Origin of the sequence: Actinomadura latina NBRC 106108, from assembly GCF_001552195.1 — a bacterium.
Classification (GTDB): domain Bacteria; phylum Actinomycetota; class Actinomycetes; order Streptosporangiales; family Streptosporangiaceae; genus Spirillospora; species Spirillospora latina.
This window is the reverse complement of sequence record NZ_BCQS01000051.1, coordinates 1-16,173: the sequence shown is the minus strand read 5'-3', so window position 1 is coordinate 16,173 and position 16,173 is coordinate 1. Positions and strand designations below refer to the sequence as shown.

Genomic DNA, 16,173 nt, shown 5'->3' with positions numbered 1-16,173 from the left:
ACTGCTCGCCACGGTGCCCGTCCAGCGCCTTACCCGCTGGGCCGTAGAGCCCAACGGGCGATGGCTGCTCAAGCCGTCGCATGGCGGGACATAAGATCTACCTACGATCTGCGGGTATAGTCCTGATTCACCGAGAAGCTGATTGGCCTACGCGTGAGCACTGATCACGACATCTCATTGAGCATCATCGTTCCCGTGCACAAAGTGCAGGGGTACATCCGGCAGTGCCTGGACTCGATCCTCGACCCGGACCTGCCGAACCTTGAGGTCATCGCGGTCGACGACGCCTCGCCGGACGGCTGCGGTGAGATCCTCGACGAGTTCGCCGCGCGCGACCCGCGGGTCCGGGTGCGGCACCTCACCGAGAACGTGGGCCTGGGGCACGCGCGCAACGTCGGCCTGGACATGGCGACCGGCGACTACGTCTGGTTCTTCGACAGCGACGACTACGCGACGGACGGCGCCGTCCGGGCGGTCATGGACCGGTTGCAGGAGACGCACCCGGACGTGTTGATGTTCGACTACGCGCGGGCCTACTGGAACGGGCGGGTCAAGCGCAGCATCATCAACCACCTGTTCCGGGAGCCGCCCGCGCCGGACGTGTTCTCGATCGCCGAGCGGCCGAGCCTGCTGGAGATGTTCACCTCGATCTGGAACCGGGCGATCCGCCGCGAGTTCATGATCGAGCACGGGTTGCGCTTCAACAGCGGCTACTACGAGGACGTCAGCATCACCTACCCGGTCCTCATGGCCGCGGAGCGGGTCAGCTTCCTCGACCGGGTCTGCTACGTCTACCGGCAGCGCCGCCGCGGCGCGATCACCAAGACCGCGAGCGCCAAGCATTTCGACGCCTTCGACCAGTACGACCGCATCTTCGCGTTCATGGACCACCTGGGCCCGTCCATGGACCCGCTCCGCCCGCTGATGTTCAACCGGACGATCTGGCACCTGCTCGTCATCCTGGAACGCGCCGACCGCGTGTACCCGTCGGAGAAGCCGCGCTACTTCGCCGAGATGACCAAGACCTACCACCGGTACAAGCCCGCCGGGCACGTCCCGCCGGACGACGAGCCGGGCCTCGCCGAGAAGCACCGGGCGATCGAGCGCGGCGACTTCAAGGCCTGGGAGCGCCTCAACGCGCCGACGCTCACGAAGAAGGCCCGCAAGCGCGGGCGCACGGTCCGCAAGCTGCAGAAGCGCGGCGTCCTGCGGTCCAAGGAGCTCGCCAAGGAGCGCTACTACCAGATGCGGCGGCACATGCCGATCGAGGAGGACCTCGCCGTCTTCGCCGCCTACTGGTACCGGGGCTACGCCTGCAACCCGGCCGCGATCTACGAGAAGGTCCGCGAGCTGGCCCCGGACATCCGCTGCGTGTGGGTCGTGAAGCCGAGCGGCCGCAAGACGATGCCCGAGGGCGTCGACTTCGTGGTGGCCGGGTCCGCCGAGTACTACCGGACGATCGCCGCCGCGAAGTACTTCGTCAACAACGTCAACTTCCCCGACCACCTCGTCAAGCGGCCGGGGCAGGTGCACCTGGAGACCCAGCACGGCACGCCGCTGAAGAAGATGGGCCTCGACCAGATGGAGTACCCGGTCGGCGCCGCCGACATGGACTTCAAGGCCCTCATCGAGCGGTCCGACCGCTGGGACTTCCTCGTCTCCGCGAACCCGCTGACCAGCGAGGCGTGGGAGCGCGGCTTCCCGTGCCACTACGAGATGCTGGAGATCGGCTACCCGCGCAACGACCGCCTGGTGCGCGCCACGCCGCAGGAGCAGGCGCGGCTGCGCGCCGAGCTGGAGATCCCCGAGGGCAAGACGGCGGTCCTGTACGCGCCGACGCACCGCGACTACCAGCGCCGCTACACGCCGATGTTCGACATCGGCCGGGTCGTCGAGCAGCTCGGCGACGACCACGTCCTGCTGCTGCGCGCGCACTACTACTACAAGCTCAAGGACATGGCGGCCGACCTGGGCTGGCCCGAGGACCGGGTGATCGACGTGTCGAAGCACCCGTCCGTCGAGGACCTCATGATCGCCTCGGACGCGCTGCTCACCGACTACTCGTCGATCATGTTCGACTACGCCAACCTGGGTAAGCCGATCGTGGTCTACGCCAACGACTGGGAGACCTACCGGCTCACCCGGGGCGTGAACTTCGACCTCACCGAGTTCCCGCCGGGGGTCGTCGCCTACACCGAGTCGGAGCTCGTCGACGCGTTCGTGTCGAGGGCCGCGTGGGGCGACGCCGCGTCGAAGAACCTGGAGGCGTTCCAGGCGCGGTTCTGCCCGTGGGACGACGGCAACGCGGCCGAGCGGGCCGTCCGCCGGGTCTTCCTCGGCGAGAAGATCACGAATCCGCCGCAGACGTCCACGGCGGGCGCCGTACCGCAGTAGCATCCGCCGCACGCCCCCGTTGCGCTCCCGGGCCCGCCCGCCGCGCAATCCCGCCGTCTCCGGCCCGACATCGCCGCCCGGGCCGGCCGAAGTGTTCGAAGGAGTGGGTCGCTTGTCCGCCCGCAGCATCTCCACGACCCCTGGGGGCGGACCCCCAGACTCCGAGGGCTCGCGCCCGGCAAGCGTGAGCGTCATCGTGCTCACCCACGGCGCCGGGGAGGACCTCGGCGACGCCCTGGAGTCGATCGCGGCCCAGACCTTCCGGGACCTGGAGGTCCTGGTCGTGGACGACGGCACGGGCACCGCCGCGCGGGCGGCGCTGCCCGACGACCGGTTCCGGCTGATCCGGCAGGGCGCGCCGAGCCGCGGCGCGGCCCGCAACCTCGGGGTGGCCGAGAGCCGCGGCGAGTTCCTGCTGTTCGCCGACGGCGGCGACCCGCTGCCGCCGGACGCGGTCGCCTCGCTCCGCACCGCCCTGGAGGCGTCCGGGTCGGAACTGGCGAAGGGCCCCGACGCGTCCCGCAAGTGGACGGGACAGGTGTCGCAGTGGAAGGCGCGCGGCGACAACGCGCCCCCGGCGACGGGCACCGACCTGCACCGCTGCCCGGACCTGCTGCGCAACCGCAAGATCGCCGGGACGCTGCTGCGCCGCTCCTTCTGGGACGCGCACGGGCTGGAGTTCCCCGACCTCGGCCGCTACGACGACCTGCCGGTGATGCTGCGGGTCCTGCACCTGGCGAAGTCCGTCGACGTGGTGCCGGACGTCGTCCTGCACCGCCTGTCGCGGCGGTACGCGCCGACCACCGAACCGCAGGAGATCGCGGACGGCTTCGGCGCGGCGAATCTCGCGACGACGTGGGTCGCCGAGCGCGGCGACGTCAAGGAGCTGCGGCGGCTCCAGCTGGCCCTCGTCACGACCGAGCTGAAGACGTTCCTGGACGCCCTGCCCGACCTGGCCGGGGACGAGCGGGAGCAGGTCGTCGCGCAGGCCGCGGCGTACGCGAAGGGCGTCTCGCCGAAGGTGTTCGCCGAGGCGCCGGCGCTGACCCGGCTGAAGTGGCACCTCGCCGAGTCGGGCCACACGATGGAGCTGGTGAAGGTCGTCCGGTACGAGCGCGGCAAGTCGTCGCCGTCGATCGTCCGGGACCCGGTGCGCCGCTACGTCGTCTACCCGTACTGGAAGGACGCCAAGCTCGACGTCCCGCGCGAGGTGTACCGGGCGCGCGACGAGGTCAAGATGCGCGGCCGCGTGCACGCGGTGCGCTGGGACGGCGACCGGCTGGTCGTCACCGGCGAGGCCTACATCAACTCGGTCAGCTCGCGCCGCCGCTGGACGTCGATCAAGACGGTGACGCTGCGCAGCGGCGGCCGCAAGGTCGTGCTGAAGGCGCGGCAGACGCCGAAGCCCGGCAAGTCGTCCGGCGGCTGGACCGGCTTCGAGTTCTCGGTCGACGCCGGGAAGCTGAAGGACCGCGGCGCGTGGGCCGAGGGCACCTGGGAGGTGCACGCCTCGGTGCTGAACGCGGGCGTGTTCCGGCAGGGCCCGGTGCGCGGCGGCGGGTCGGGGACGGGCGCGCACCCGCCCTACCGGTACGTGGCCGATGACGTGCGCGTCGTCCCGAAGGTCGTGGACGGGCACTTCGTCGTGCAGGTGGAACGCGTCAAGGAGCGGGCGACCGCGCTGCGCTGGGACGACGCCGCCCTGCTCATCGAGGTCGAGTCGGCCGGCGACCCGCCCGCCGAGCTGGTGCTGACGCTCGGCGACTCGCGCGTCCCGGTCCCCGTGACGGCCGGGACGGGCGGGACGGGCGGCTGGACGGCGCGCGTCGACCCGGCCGCGCTCGACGTGGACATCGACCCCGAGTCGATCGACGACACCCGCGACTGGACGCTGTCCGCGGACGGCCGGCCGCTCGTCCTCGCCGAGGGCGTGGCGGAGGCGCGCCGCACGTTCGGCGCCCTGGAGGTGAGCGCGGGCCACGGCCACGGCGGCTATGTGCGGGTGCGGCGGGCGACGATCCGGCTGTCGGTGGACGACTGCGCGCTGCGCCCCGACGGGACCCTCGTGCTGACGGCGACGCACCCGGCGCACGAGTCCGGGCAGATCGTGGTGCGCAGCCGCGGCCGCCGCAAGGAGTACGCGTTCGACCTCGTCCCGGACGAGTCGGGCACGCTGCGGGCCGAGGTGCCGGTGGCGGCCGTGCCGGGCGTCGCGGGGATCCTGCCGCTGCGGCCGGGCCGCTGGGACGTGCTGTTCCGCCCGCCGGGCGAGCGGGCGCTGACCGTCCGGCTGACGGCCGCCGCGCAGCAGGGCCTGCCGGGGCCGGTCGAGGTGGCGCGGCGCGGGTACGAGCTGGAGACCAAGGACGGCAGGCTCGTCGTCGCCGTCACCGGGGACGTGTCCGGCGAGGAGAAGAGCGCGGGCGCGAAGTACCGGGAGGAGGCGCGGCGCACGGTCGCCCGCGACGGGCTGCGCGACGCCGTGCTGTTCTCCTGCTTCAACGGGCGGCAGTACTCCGACAGCCCGAAGTCGATCCACGAGGAGCTGCTGCGGCGCGGCTCGGACCTCGAGCAGCTGTGGGTCGTCAACGACGCGCAGGTAGACCTGCCGGACACGCTGCAGGCCGTCCGGCTGAACGGCAAGGAGTGGCAGGAGGCGGTGACGACGTCCCGCTACATCGTCACCAACCACCGGCTCGGCGACTGGTTCCAGCGGCACCCCGACCAGGTCGTCCTGCAGACCTGGCACGGCACCCCGCTGAAGAAGATCGGCCGGGACGTCAAGGAGGTCCACTTCGCGTACGCGCCGGGCATGAAGTCGGCGCTGCAGAGCAAGGAGAAGAAGCCGGAGGGGCCGGCCGTCCCCGAGTGGAGCCATCTGCTGTCGCCGAACCCGTTCAGCACCGAGATCTTCCGCCGCGCGTTCGCGTTCAAGGGCGAGATGCTGGAGGTCGGCTACCCGCGCAACGACCTGCTGCACAGCCCGGAGGCGGACGTCGTGGCGCGGTCCGTCCGGGCCCGGCTCGGCATCCCGGACGGCAAGCGGGTCGTGCTGTACGCGCCGACGTGGCGCGACGACCAGTACTACAGCCGCGGCCGGTACAAGCACGACATGCGCCTCGACCTGGACCGGGCCCGCGCCGCCCTCGGCGACGACCACGTGCTGCTCGTCCGCCTGCACAGCAACGTGGTGGACGGCGTCCCCGAAGACCCGGCGGGCTTCGTCCGCGACGTGTCGCTGTACCCGGACATCACCGAGCTGTACCTGATCTCCGACATGATGATCAGCGACTATTCGTCGGTGATGTTCGACTACGCGAACACGGGCCGTCCGATGCTGTTCTTCACCTACGACCTGGCCGACTACCGGGACCGGCTCCGCGGCTTCTACTTCGACTTCGAGGCGGAGGCGCCGGGGCCGCTGGTGGAGACGTCCGACGACCTGATCGACGCGATCCGCGACGTCGACGCCGCCACCGCCGGGCACAAGGAGCGCTACGACGCGTTCGTCGACCGCTTCTGCCCGCTGGACGACGGGCACGCCGCCGCCCGGACCGCCGACCGCGTCTTCGGCCCGGCGGGCTGACCCGTCGCCGCCGCCGTGAACGGGCGTCATCGGCGCGTTGGTACGCTACGCGCCTGCACCAGCGACTTCGGGGAAGGGTGCGGACATTGGACGCGGTAGCGAACCATTGCAGGGTGGGCCCCGACGACCGCCTGAGCATCCGGTGGCCCGCCCCTGTGCCGGACGGGCGGCGCGTCGTGCTGCGGCACCGCAAGTCAGGGGAGACGCGGGCGGAGCCCATCACGGGCGACCGGTGCTCGGCGGAACTGGACGCCGGCGACCTGGCGCCCGGGAAGTGGACGGTGCTGATCGCCGCCGGGACCGCCGCGTCGGACGGCGCGGAGAGCCCGCTGCTGACCGACGACCCGGGTTTCTCGCTGGCGGGGCTGCGCGCCTACGCCGACCTGCCCCGAGACCGGGCCGTCCGGGTGGTGCGGGCGGCGGACGGGCGCGCGGCGCTCACCGTCCGGAACGTCGCCCCGCACGCCGAGGTCGAGGCGGTGCACCCGCGCGACGGCGAGATCGGGATCGTCGGGCGGCTGGCCTACGCGGGCCCGCGGCCCGGGGAGAGCGCGCGGCTGGTCGCGGCGGCCCGGGACGGCGGCGCCACCGTGAGCCGGGACGTCCGGCTCGACGGGACCGCGTTCCACGGCCGCCTGCCCATCGACGCGTTCGCCGCGGCGGAGCCCGCCCTCTGGGACCTCTGGCTCGACGTCGGCGACGTCCACGCGCGCCTCGCCACCCGGCTGGACGACGCGCCCGGCAAGCGCGGCAAGCTGTCCTACCCGCGGCAGGCCGCCGCGCACGGCGGCCGGGAGATGGCCGTGCGCCCCTACTACACGGACCGGGACCAGCTGTCCATCGCGTCCAGTCTCGTCGAGGACGACCCCAAGTGAAGATCACCTTCCTCCTGCTGGAGGCGTTCTCCATCGACGGCACCGTCCGGTGCACGTTCACGCTCGCCGACGAGCTGTCCCGGCGGCACGACGTGGAGATCGTGAGCGTCCTGCAGGACCGCGACCGCCCCATCCTGCCGCTGTCGGACCGGGTCCGGCTGCGCGCCCTGGTCGACCTGCGGGCCGAGGCCAAGGTCCCGTGGCCGCACACCGGACGCGCCGAGCGGCTGATGCCGGAGCCGTCCGCGCTGATCCCCGAGCAGGAGCGCTGCTACGACAAGTTCAGCGCCTGGACGGACGACCGGATCAGCCGGTTCCTGCGGCGGCCCCGCACCGACGTGCTGGTCACGACCCGGGCCGGGCTCAACCTGCTGGCGGCGCGGCTGGCGCCCCGCCGGGTCGTGGTCATCGGGCAGGAGCACCTGCAGCTCGGCATCAACGAGCCGGAGATGATCGCCGAGTTCCGGGAGTGGTACCCGCGGCTCGACGCGCTCACCACCCTCACCTCCGCCGACGGCGGGGACTACGAGGAGCTGCTGCCCGCCGGGTCGTGCCCGGTCTACACGGTCGGGAACGGGCTGCCGCCCCGGCTGTATCCGCGCTCCCGGCAGGAGAACAAGGTCGTCGCCGCCGCCGGCCGGATGGTGTGGATCAAGGGCTACGACCTGCTCATCGAGGCGTTCGCGAAGGTCGTGGAGAAGCATCCGGAGTGGCAGCTGCGGATCTACGGGGACGGCTCCCGGCGCGAGCAGCTGCGCCGCAGGGTCACCCGGCTCGGGCTCTACAACAACGTCCTGCTGATGGACCCGACGGACGACATGGAGGGCGAGTTCGCCAAGGCGTCCGTCCTCGCGATGTCGTCGCGGGCCGAGCCGTTCGGCATGACGATCATCGAGGGGTTCGCGTGCGGGTTGCCGGTGGTCGGCTTCGACTGCCCGCAGGGCCCCCGCGAGATCATCACCGACGGCCATGACGGGCTGCTCGTCCCGCCCGAGGACGCGGACGCGTTCGCCGAGTCGCTGATCAAGCTGATCGACGACGCGGACCTCCGGCGGACGATGGCGGACCGCGCGTTCGCGTCGGCGGAGCGCTTCGACATCACGGTCGTGGCCCGGCAGTGGGAGAAGATGCTCACCGAGCTGCGGACCGCGCCGCGCCGCGACTCGGGCCGCCGCTAGCCGCCGCGCCCGGCCCCGGCCTTCTCCCGCTCTTCGGCGGAGGCCGGTCCGGCGGCCGGGCGCGGGCGCCGGGGCGGCGGGAGCAGCGCGAGGCCGAGGGCCAGGCAGGCGAACGGCACGGCGGGCACGACGTAGCGGTAGTCGAAGTCGGCGGTCGCGGCGGGGATCACCAGCAGCGCGAGGCTCGTCCCCCAGGGGAGGAGCGCGCCCGTCCCCCAGTGCCGGACGGGGCCGAGCGGGCGCCACCGCCCCCGCGACCGGACGTGCGGGAACGCTCCAGCGAGGCCGCCCAGCAGCAGGACGCCGAGGAACGTGCCCGGCATGGCGAGATGGTCCTGATAGGCGAGGACCTGGTCGGCCCACGGCCGGACGACCTTCGCCTCACCGCCGCCCGGATCGTACTTCTCGGCGAGGAGGGCCTGGTCGTCGTCCCATGCCTCGCCTTCGGGGAAGTCGTACTGCAGCGACGTCCACGGGTTCGGGTACGGCTCGCGGTCCCATGCGAACGCCATGAAGGTGTCGTGGACGACCACGTCCGCGTAATCGCCTGGCTGCTTCCCGATCGCCGCCCACGCGAACTCCCCGGCGAGGCGGTCGGCCTCCTCGCCGGTGACCCAGCCGGGGATCTCGCGGAACGGGGAGTCCTTCGTCCACATGACGGCGAACGCCGGTGAGATGCGCGGGTCGGTGAGGTGCGGGCACATGATGCGCAGTTCGGGGCGGGGCTTGATGACCGCGCAGTCGGCGAACGCGGCGGTGCGTCCGTACAGCCAGATCGAGTTTGCCTTGGCCAGCTTGAACTGGCCGTACTCCGACTGGAACCAGAACATGTAGCCGACGATGGGCAGCGCGAACATCACCACCGCCGAGACGCACGCGCGCCAGCCGGCGCGCCGCAGCAGCATCGCGACGACGATCACCGCGATCAGCGGCAGTCCCGCCGTCCTGGTGAGCGCCGCGAAAGCCGCGAACGCCCCGGCCAGCGCGCCCAGCCACCACGTCGAGCGGCGCCGCCACAGCGCCGCCGTGACCGCCGCGAGCAGCAGGAACGTGAACAGCGAGTCCGACATGAGCATGTGCTCAAGGGAGATCTGGTGGACGGGGATCAGCACCGGCACCGTCAGCGCCGCCGCCAGGAGGGCGGGCAGCCAGACGCGCCACGCCCACCGTCCGGGCTCGTCCAGCGGCCACGCCGCCCGCCCCGCGCGCACCACCAGGACGTACACGAGGACACCCGTCAGGACCCCGAGGGCGTGCTGCACGGACACCAGCACCGTGAAGCTGTGGAACGGTTCGATCAGCCAGAGCAGAAACGGGTATCCACTCGGACGCGTCTCCCCCGGCCGCAGCTCGATCGCGGCCTCCAGATAGCTCTTGGAGTCGCCGAACCACAACGGAGCCGGATATCCCAGGACCGCGACGACCCGGATCCAGATCGCCGCCGCCAGTACCCCGGCGAACGGCACATGAGCGATGAGTCGGACGCGCACCCGTCCCACGCTACCCACGGGAATGATCATCATGTGCACCGACCAGTCACGGATCAGCGACAATGCCGGTCCGCCGAACCGGACGGCGGTAGCATCGGACCGCTCCTAACGATGAAAGGGATGAACCGCATGGCGAACTTCACGCTCGACGACGTTCGGCAACGGACGTACAAGGCGCGTGATGCCTGGTGGACCGTCCTGCTGGTCGACCCGCTCGCCGCCCGGCTGGTCAGGTTCACGGCCAACCGGACGCGCGTGACCCCGAACCAGCTCACCGTCGGGGCGCTGATCCTCGGCCTCGCGGCCGGCGCCTGCTTCGCCGTCGCGTCCTGGCCGTGGCTGCTCGCCGGCGCGCTGCTGTACCACCTGTCGTTCACGCTCGACTGCATGGACGGCAAGATCGCCCGCCTCAAGGGAACCGGCTCGGTGTTCGGCGCCTGGCTCGACTACATCTTCGACCGCGTCCGCGTCCTGGCCTGCGCGATCGCCCTGATGGGCGGCCAGTACGCCGCTACGGGCAATGTCGCCTACGTGTGGACGGCCGTCGCGGTCGTGTTCCTGGACATGCTCCGCTACATGGACGCGCTGGAGATCTACAAGGTCCGCTCCCAGATGCGGACGACGCTGAACGGCGCCCGCGCGGAGGCCAGGGAACTGGAACTCGCCGCCCGCCGCGCCAACGGCGAGATCCCCGACGCCGACGAGGACCTCCGCTCCGCCGAGGCCCTCGCCGAGGACCCCGAGGCCGACATGGAGAACCGGGTCGTCGCCGACGACCCGACCATCGCGACCCTCCAGCAGGGCTTCAACCAGCGCTTCCCCTGGTACGCCCGGATCCGCAACGTCCTGATGGCGGGCCGGATCCGCCCGCACCTGATCAGCGGCATCGAGTTCCAGATGGGCGTCTTCATCGTCGCCCCGATCGCCGCCGCGATCATCTCCGGCGCGATCATCCCGGTGGTCGCGGTGAGCGCCGCCGGCCTGCTGGCCTTCGAACTCGTCATCATCTACAAGTTCTGGCTGTCCAGCCGCGACTACAGCCGCAGCCTCGCCAAGCTCCACGCCAGGATCGAGACCTACCGCTCCGAACTCCCCGCCGAGCAGACGGAGGTCACGGTGGGCAGCGCGGGCTGACCCGCTCTGTTCGCCGCGAAGGCCCCCGGCGCGCGCCGGGGGCCTTCGCTCTTTCAGGTCAGCGCTCTTTCAGGTCAGCGCTCTTTCAGGTCAGCGCTCTTTCAGGTCAGCGCTTGCGCGCGGTGGCGATCAGGTACTCCCACTCCGTGACCAGGCCGGACGTCCCCACGTCGTGGCTGCGGGCCAGTTCGGCGAGCGCGAGGTCCAGCGCCGCGACCTTCTCCGGGTCGTCGGCGATGCGCCGGTAGACGGCGATCGTCGGCCCGTAGCGGCTCTTGAAGTAGTCACGGAACTCCTCCGGCTTCTCGAACCGGTCGACCCGCACCGTCCGCCTCTCGAAGCAGAGATCGGTGACGCGGTCGCCCAGGAGCGCCTCGACGTGCTCGGGACGCCCCCACAGCGGCGGCGGCTGCGCGCCCTCCGGGGGCGGCGGCGCGTACGGCTTCATCACGGCGAACATCTCCCCGATGAAGCCCTCCGGTGTCCAGTTGAGCAGCCCGACCGTGCCGCCCGGCCGGCTGACGCGCACCATCTCGTCCGCCGACGCCTGGTGCCGGGGCGCGAACATGATCCCCACGCACGACAGCACCGTGTCGAACTCCGCGTCGCCGAACGGCAGCGCCTCGGCGTCGGCCTCTTTCCACTCCAGCTCCGCGCCGCGCCTCGCCGCGTCCTCCCGTCCGGCCTGGAGCAGCTCGGGCGTGAGGTCGCTCGCCACCACGTCCGCCCCTTCGAGCGCCGCCGCGATGGCCGCGTTGCCCGACCCGGCCGCGATGTCCAGCACCCGCTCCCCGGCCTTCACCCCGGCCGCCCGGACGAGCACGGCGCCCAGGTCCGGGATGATCTCGGACGCCAGCGCCGGATAGTCACCCGACGCCCACATCGCCCTGTGTGCGTCCTTCAGCATGTCCCCCATGGAAGCCTCTCCCTCGTATCCCGTGTGGGGCCCACGCTAGGAACCAGAAAGCCGGGCTCCTAGTACAGGATCTGTACCGGGACCTATCCGGCCAGGGGGAACCGTCCTAGTCTGCGAGGTATGGGGGCCTCGTACTACCAGTTCTGCCCCGTCGCCAAGGCGATGGAATTGCTCGACGAGCGCTGGACGCTGCTGATCGTCCGCGAACTGCTCTCCGGAAGCGAACGGTTCAACGAGGTGCGCCGCGGCGTCCCCCGCATGTCCCCGACGCTGCTCTCCAAGCGCCTGAACCAGCTCGTCCGAGCCGGCGTCCTGGACAAGCACGACGACCGCTACGTCCTCACCCCGGCGGGCGAGGAACTGCGCCCGGTGGTGGAGGCCCTCGCGGTATGGGGCGTCCGCTGGATAGGCGAACTGGGCGACCAAGACCTCGACCCCAAACTGCTCCTCTGGGACATGCGCCGCAACCTCACTCCGGACGCGCTCCCCGACGGCCGGACCGTCATCCGCTTCGTCTTCCCGGACGTCCCCTCCCGCAACCGCCACTGGTGGCTCGTCATCAGTCCCGGGACCGCCGACGTCTGCGACGCCGACCCCGGCCACGAGGTCTCGGTGACGGTGACCGCCGACCTCCGCCATCTGGTCCGGATCTGGCGCGGCGACCTCACCTGGGATGCCGCCCTCCGCTCCGACGCCCTGCGAATCCAGGGTCCCGAACCCCTCCGCCGCACCCTCCCCGCCTGGTTCACGCTCTCCCCCTTCGCCACCATCCCCCGCCCGGCCCGGTAGCGCCCGGCGCCCGCGTCCTCGATAGCGAGGGTCTGGCCGAGGGAGGAGCAGCGATGACGGATTTCAGGTGAAGCGAGGTCCGCGCCGATGTCGGGTCGCTGGGCGGCGGCTGTGCGTGCTTTTCCGCCACTGGACGTTCATGTGTACAGCTCCAGGTAATGCTCGATTAGGACGCGAGGCACCTCCCCCCTGCCTGGGTGAGCAGCAGGTTTGCTGGACCATCCCATCCGATACATGATCTTCTCTCCGGAAGGCATATGCGCCGGGGACTGTTCACCGAGTTCCTGGTCGATACCCGAGGAGATACGTGACCAGGAACGACACCGAGAAGCAAGTGTGGGATCCCTTCGGCACGCTTCGCCGGGTTCTATGGATCAGCGGCGGGCAATGGGCCGGCAAGTCCACCGTCGCCCGGCTGCTGGCCCTCCGATACGGGCTGACCGCCTACCACTACGACTGCCACGATGCCCGCGGCCACAACGACCGCCGGATCGCCCGCCGGGTCAAGCTCGGCCAGCCTCCTGCCGACCCGGACCCCGACCAGACCTGGGTGAACCCCACCCCGGAGGACATGGCCACCGAAACGCTGGCCGGCTTCCCGGTCCGTTTCGAATGGGCCCTGGACGACCTGCGCTGCCTGGTCTCCGGGCGCCCCATCATCGCCGAAGGCTGGGGACTCCGCCCCGAACTTGTCACCCCGATCATCGACTCACCCCGGCAGATGGTCGTTATGGTCCCCACCCCCGCCTTCCGCCAACGCCAGCTCCGCGAACTCCCCCGAGCCGCCTCCATCGGCCGTGGCGTCAGCGACGCCGAACGGGCCCAACGCAACCGGCTAGAACGAGACCGCCTCCTCGCCGACGACGCCGTCCACTCCGCCCAACGCCTCGGCATCCGCGTGATCGAGGTCGACGGATCCCACGACGCCACAGCCATTGCCGACATCGTCGCCGACCACTTCGGCCCCTACCTGCCGCCACCAGAGGACCACAACGCTTGATCGGCACGGGCATTCAGACAGTTCTGATACCCGACTGTTCCGTTAGTGACCAAGAGCCCTCGGCTTCCCCCACTCCAACAATCCGGTCGTAGACGCGCACGTCGTCGATCCTGCCGGGCGGGACAACGGCGCGCGGGGTCAGGCGGTGCGGCGCAAACTCGCCAAGAAGCCCGCGTACGCCGCCGACCGTCAAGCGCGATTCGTGCTGGTCTAGGGCGCGTCCGACAAGTGTCGGCGGCGCTGCAAAACTGACCCCCTGTGGGCGCGCGAACCCTGACCCCCTCCACTCTTTGGAGGGTGATCAAGGTGGAGGACTGGGCTGAGATCCGTCGGCTGCATCGGGCCGAGGGGATGCCTATCAAGGCGATCGCCAGGCGGTTGGGGATCGCGCGGAACACGGTGCGTAAGGCGTTGGGCGCTTCGGAGCCGCCGAAGTACCAGCGGGCGCGGAAGGGGTCGATCGTGGACGCGGTCGAGCCGCAGATCCGTGCGCTGTTGAAGGAGTTTCCCGAGGTGCCGACGACGGTGATCGCCGAGCGGATCGGCTGGGAACGGTCGATGACGGTGCTCAAGGACCGGGTCCGGTTGCTGCGGCCGGAATACAAGCCGGCCGACCCGGCATCGCGGACGAGCTATCGTCCGGGCGGGCTCGCCCAGTGCGATCTGTGGTTCCCGCCCGTTCAGGTGCCGGTCGGAGGGACCGTCCGGACGAACCTGCCGGTGCTGGTGATGGTCTGCGGCTATTCGCGCTGGCTGATGGCGCGGATGCTGCCCTCGCGGGCGGCTGGGGACCTGTTCGCCGGGATGTGGGCGCTGCTCAGCGTGCTGGGCGCCGTGCCCAAGACGCTGGTCTGGGACAACGAGTCCGCAGTCGGCGGATGGCGGCAAGGCCACCCGCAGCCCACCAAGGACGCCGTCGCGTTCGCTGGGAGCCTGGGGGTGAGGATCTGGCAGTGCCGTCCCGGTGACCCGGAGGCCAAGGGGCTGGTGGAGCGGGCGAACGGCTATCTGGAGACCTCGTTCCTGCCCGGCCGGATCTTCACCTCACCGCAGGACTTCAACGCCCAGCTGGCCGGCTGGCTGGAGCGGGCGAACCAGCGGCAGCACCGCCGGATCCAGTGCCGTCCGGTCGACCGGCTGCCCGCGGACCTGGCCGCGATGGTCGAACTGCCGCCCGTCCCACCGCTGGTGGGCTGGCGAACCTCGACCCGGCTGGCCCGCGACCCTTACGTCCGGGTCGCCTCCAACGACTACTCGGTCCACCCCTCGGCGATCGGCCGCCTGGTCGAGATCGTCGCCGATCTGGAGCAGGTGACGGTGGCCTGCGCCGGACGCACCGTTGCCCGGCATGACCGGTGCTGGGACATCCAACAGTCCCTCACCGACCCCGACCACGACCAGGCCGCCCAAAAGATGCGCCGCGCCCGGCTGCAGGCCGTCGCCCCGGTCGAGACCGAGGTCGAGTTCCGGCAGCTGGCCAGCTATGACGCGCTGTTCGGCATCGGTGCCGATGTTGAGGGTGGTGTTGCGTGATGGCCACCGGCAAAACCACCACCGTGACCAGTGCCCAGGTCACTACTAGCGGCCGGAACGTCACCGCCGAGCTGGCCTATCTGACCCGCGTGCTGAAGGCACCGTCGTTGGCCGCCTCGATCGAGCGGCTCGCCGAACGGGCAAGGGCCGAATCGTGGACGCACGAGGAGTTCCTGGCCGCCTGCCTGCAACGCGAGGTCGCCGCCCGCGAGGCGCACGGCGGCGAGGGCCGCATCAAAGCTGCCCGCTTCCCCGCGCGCAAATCGCTGGAGGACTTCGACTACGACCACCAGCGATCGTTGAAACGGGACGTCATCGCGCACCTGGGCACGCTCGACTTCGTCACGGCCAAGGAGAACGTCATCTTCCTGGGGCCGCCGGGAACAGGGAAAACGCATCTGTCGACCGGGCTGGGCATCCGGGCCTGCCAGGCCGGACACCGGGTTGCGTTCGCCACTGCGGCCGAGTGGGTCGCCCGCTTGGCCCACGCTCACGCCGCCGGCCGCCTGCAGGAAGAACTGGTCAAGCTCTCCCGCATCCCGGTCCTAGTGGTGGACGAGGTCGGATACATCCCGTTCAAAGCCGAGGCCGCGAACCTGTTCTTCCAACTCGTCTCGTCCAGATATGAGAGGGCGAGCTTGATCGTGACGAGCAATATGCCCTTCGGGCGCTGGGGCGAGGTCTTCGGCGACGACGTCGTCGCCGCGGCCATGATCGACCGTCTCGTCCATCACGCCGAGGTCATCTCGCTGAAGGGAGACAGCTACCGGCTCAAGAACAGAGACCTCGGCCGCCCACCAGCGGCCAGAAACGACCACGAACAGTAACTCAACGAAAACACCAGGGGGTTACGGTTCACGCGCCCTCGGGGGGTCACGCTTGGCGCGCCGTTGACAACAAGGAGGCGGGGTTGATCATGATGCAGGACATGGATTTTGGCGAGCATGCGCAAGTTCCGGCTGACGAGCTTGCCGCGTATCTCGCTGAGAGACGCGCGCCCTCAAGGCAACTCCACGTTTGAGGCGGTGGATGGGTATGCGAGGGGAGCTGACGGTTATTGAGGGCATTTCGTCAGTAACCCCTTGAGTCCAGAACTGCTCGTCTACGGGCCGGCTGTTTGACGTTGGCCTCGGGGTGGAAAATGCCGGATGCGGCGGCGGCGTGGGGCGACTCGGTGCGTTTTGACGGTCCACATGGTGGAGGCGGGGGGCGTGTCAGGCGCAGGAGGTGGGTCATCGGGAGGCTGGATTCGGTAGACGAGGCGCCCGGCCCGGTTCT

The 16,173-nt window shown here is 70.6% G+C and carries 11 protein-coding genes; 9 read left to right on the top strand and 2 right to left on the bottom strand.

The features are described 5' to 3' along the window. The first annotated feature begins 153 nt into the window (after nt 1–153). The 4 genes from AL2_RS35485 (at nt 154) to AL2_RS35470 (ending at nt 8,033) form a co-directional block, all read left to right on the top strand. Nucleotides 154–2,394 carry a bifunctional glycosyltransferase/CDP-glycerol:glycerophosphate glycerophosphotransferase gene (locus tag AL2_RS35485; RefSeq protein WP_281181655.1) on the top strand — a complete coding sequence of 747 codons (2,241 nt, stop codon included), beginning with the start codon at nt 154–156 and terminating at the stop codon, nt 2,392–2,394. 184 nt (nt 2,395–2,578) lie between these two features. After that, on the top strand, nt 2,579–5,980 hold the full coding sequence (locus AL2_RS35480) for a bifunctional glycosyltransferase family 2 protein/CDP-glycerol:glycerophosphate glycerophosphotransferase (RefSeq protein ID WP_067641640.1): 3,402 nt from the start codon (nt 2,579–2,581) through the stop codon (nt 5,978–5,980). A gap of 113 nt (nt 5,981–6,093) precedes the next feature. Continuing rightward, a complete protein-coding gene (locus AL2_RS35475) occupies nt 6,094–6,855 on the top strand; it encodes a hypothetical protein (RefSeq protein ID WP_067641638.1) in 762 nt (253 codons plus the stop codon). After that, nucleotides 6,852–8,033 carry a glycosyltransferase family 4 protein gene (locus AL2_RS35470; protein WP_067641636.1) on the top strand — a complete coding sequence of 394 codons (1,182 nt, stop codon included), beginning with the start codon at nt 6,852–6,854 and terminating at the stop codon, nt 8,031–8,033. The genes AL2_RS35475 and AL2_RS35470 overlap by 4 nt, the downstream gene beginning before the upstream one ends. Here the strand turns inward: AL2_RS35470 and AL2_RS35465 are convergent. Then, on the bottom strand, nt 8,030–9,523 hold the full coding sequence (locus AL2_RS35465) for a hypothetical protein (protein ID WP_157438574.1): 1,494 nt from the start codon (nt 9,521–9,523) through the stop codon (nt 8,030–8,032). The genes AL2_RS35470 and AL2_RS35465 overlap by 4 nt on opposite strands. 129 nt (nt 9,524–9,652) lie before the next feature. Between AL2_RS35465 and AL2_RS35460 the strand changes: the two genes are divergently transcribed. Beyond that, entirely contained in the window at nt 9,653–10,657 is a 1,005-nt protein-coding gene (locus AL2_RS35460; protein ID WP_067641644.1) for a CDP-alcohol phosphatidyltransferase family protein, read from the top strand. Between the two features lie 106 nt (nt 10,658–10,763). Here AL2_RS35460 and AL2_RS35455 read toward each other — a convergent pair whose 3' ends face one another. Next, the gene (locus tag AL2_RS35455; protein ID WP_067641632.1) at nt 10,764–11,573 is read right to left on the bottom strand and encodes a class I SAM-dependent methyltransferase; all 810 of its coding nucleotides are present in this window, start codon (nt 11,571–11,573) and stop codon (nt 10,764–10,766) included. A 120-nt stretch (nt 11,574–11,693) separates the two neighbouring features. On the opposite strand from AL2_RS35455, the gene AL2_RS35450 reads away from it, so the two are divergent. From AL2_RS35450 to istB, 4 genes are all read left to right on the top strand, one after another. After that, nucleotides 11,694–12,362, top strand: coding sequence for a winged helix-turn-helix transcriptional regulator (locus AL2_RS35450; protein ID WP_067641630.1), 669 nt, complete (start codon nt 11,694–11,696; stop codon nt 12,360–12,362). 307 nt (nt 12,363–12,669) lie between these two features. Continuing rightward, nucleotides 12,670–13,362, top strand: coding sequence for a hypothetical protein (locus AL2_RS35445; RefSeq protein ID WP_067641628.1), 693 nt, complete (start codon nt 12,670–12,672; stop codon nt 13,360–13,362). Between the two features lie 297 nt (nt 13,363–13,659). Further along, complete coding sequence (gene istA, locus AL2_RS35440; protein ID WP_067641626.1) at nt 13,660–14,895, top strand: IS21 family transposase; 1,236 nt, start codon at nt 13,660–13,662, stop codon at nt 14,893–14,895. Then, the gene (istB, locus tag AL2_RS35435) at nt 14,895–15,722 is read left to right on the top strand and encodes an IS21-like element helper ATPase IstB (RefSeq protein WP_067641642.1); all 828 of its coding nucleotides are present in this window, start codon (nt 14,895–14,897) and stop codon (nt 15,720–15,722) included. Before istA ends, istB begins: the two co-directional genes overlap by 1 nt. The last annotated feature ends 451 nt before the right edge of the window (nt 15,723–16,173 follow it).